Below are 2238 nucleotides of genomic sequence, written 5' to 3'. Positions count from 1 at the left end.
TCATGGATAAGCAAATAAGAGCGCACGGAGGATGCCTAGGCACTAGGAGCCGAAGAAGGACGTGGCGAACGACGAAATGCCTCGGGGAGCCGTAAGCAGGCTTTGATCCGGGGATGTCCGAATGGGGAAACCCAGCAGCCGTAATAGGTTGTTACCCTTATCTGAATACATAGGATAAGCGGAGGCATACCCAGGGAACTGAAACATCTAAGTACCTGGAGGAAGAGAAAACAAGAGTGATTCCGTCAGTAGCGGCGAGCGAACGCGGAACAGCCTAAACCAGTCCACTTGTGGGCTGGGGTCGTGGGACGTCTCACATGGAGTCAGAAAAGAGTAAACTAGGTGAAGAGGTCTGGAAAGGCCCATCAAAGAAGGTAACAATCCTGTAGCCGAAAGTTTGCTCTCTCCGAGACGGATCCCGAGTACCGCGGGGCACGTGAAACCCCGTGGGAATCTGGCAGGACCATCTGCTAAGGCTAAATACTCCCTAGTGACCGATAGTGAAGCAGTACCGTGAGGGAAAGGTGAAAAGCACCCCGGGAGGGGAGTGAAATAGAACCTGAAACCGTGCGCTTACAAGAAGTCAGAGCCCGTTAATGGGTGATGGCGTGCCTTTTGTAGAATGAACCGGCGAGTTACGTTCCCGTGCGAGGTTAAGCCGAAAAGGTGGAGCCGCAGCGAAAGCGAGTCTGAATAGGGCGACATAGTACGTGGACGTAGACCCGAAACCGTGTGATCTACCCCTGTCCAGGGTGAAGGTGAGGTAACACTCACTGGAGGCCCGAACCCACGAGCGTTGAAAAGCTCGGGGATGAGGTGGGGGTAGGGGAGAAATTCCAATCGAACTCGGAGATAGCTGGTTCTCCCCGAAATAGCTTTAGGGCTAGCCTCGGAAATAAGTCGTGGAGGTAGAGCACTGATTGGGTGCGGGGCCCGCCAAGGGTTACCAAGTCCAGTCAAACTCCGAATGCCACAGACTCGAATTCCGGGAGTCAGACGGTGAGTGCTAAGATCCATCGTCAAGAGGGAAACAGCCCAGACCATCAGCTAAGGTCCCCAAGTGCGTGTTAAGTGGGAAAGGATGTGGAGTTGCCCAGACAACCAGGATGTTGGCTTAGAAGCAGCCACCATTGAAAGAGTGCGTAATAGCTCACTGGTCGAGTGACTCTGCGCCGAAAATGTAACGGGGCTAAACACGCCACCGAAGCTATGGGTGCATGTAAATGTGCAGTAGGGGAGCGTTGAATACGGGTCGAAGGTTGATCGTAAGGACAGCTGGACTGTATTCAAGTGAGAATGCCGGTATGAGTAACGAAAAGATCAGTGAGAATCTGATCCGCCGAAAACCTAAGGGTTCCTGAGGAAGGTTCGTCCGCTCAGGGTAAGTCGGGACCTAAGGCGAGGCCGAAAGGCGTAGTCGATGGACAACAGGTTGAAATTCCTGTACCACCGTAAGCCGTTATGAGCAATGGGGTGACGCAGAAGGGTAGTGACGCGGGCCGATGGAATGGCTCGTCCAAGCAGTAAGGCTGGTGTGTAGGCAAATCCGCACACCGTAAGGCTGAGCTGTGATGGGGAGGGAAAATTACAGTACCGAAGGTCATGATCTCAAGCTGCCGAGAAAAGCCTCTAGCCAGGTGATGGTGCCCGTACCGTAAACCGACACAGGTGGGTGGGCTGAGAATGCTAAGGCGCGCGGAAGAACTCTCGTTAAGGAACTCGGCAAAATGACCCCGTAACTTCGGGAGAAGGGGTGCCTCGGTAGGGTGAATAGCCCGAGGGGGCCGCAGTGAAAAGGCCCAAGCGACTGTTTAGCAAAAACACAGGTCTGTGCGAAGCCGCAAGGCGAAGTATACGGGCTGACGCCTGCCCGGTGCTGGAAGGTTAAGGGGAGTGGTAAGCCGCAAGGCGAAGCTATGAACTGAAGCCCCAGTAAACGGCGGCCGTAACTATAACGGTCCTAAGGTAGCGAAATTCCTTGTCAGGTAAATTCTGACCCGCACGAATGGCGTAACGACTTGGGCGCTGTCTCAACGAGAGATCCGGTGAAATTTTAATACCTGTGAAGATGCAGGTTACCCGCGACTAGACGGAAAGACCCCATGGAGCTTTACTGGAGCTTGATATTGGACTTTGGTACGATCTGTACAGGATAGGTGGGAGCCTGAGAATCAGGAGCGCAAGCTTCTGAGGAGGCGCCGTTGGGATACCACCCTGATCGTATCGGAGTTCTAACCT

General features: G+C 53.8%; 1 rRNA gene. It reads left to right on the top strand.

The features are described from left to right. Positions 1–4 precede the first annotated feature (4 nt). Positions 5–2238: ribosomal RNA gene (locus tag AC58QD_RS32445) — 23S ribosomal RNA — on the top strand; the annotation flags it as partial.

It is taken from the genome of Paenibacillus sp. J2R1T-4 (genome assembly GCF_059692235.1).
This window is presented reverse-complemented; position numbering and strand designations above follow the sequence as displayed.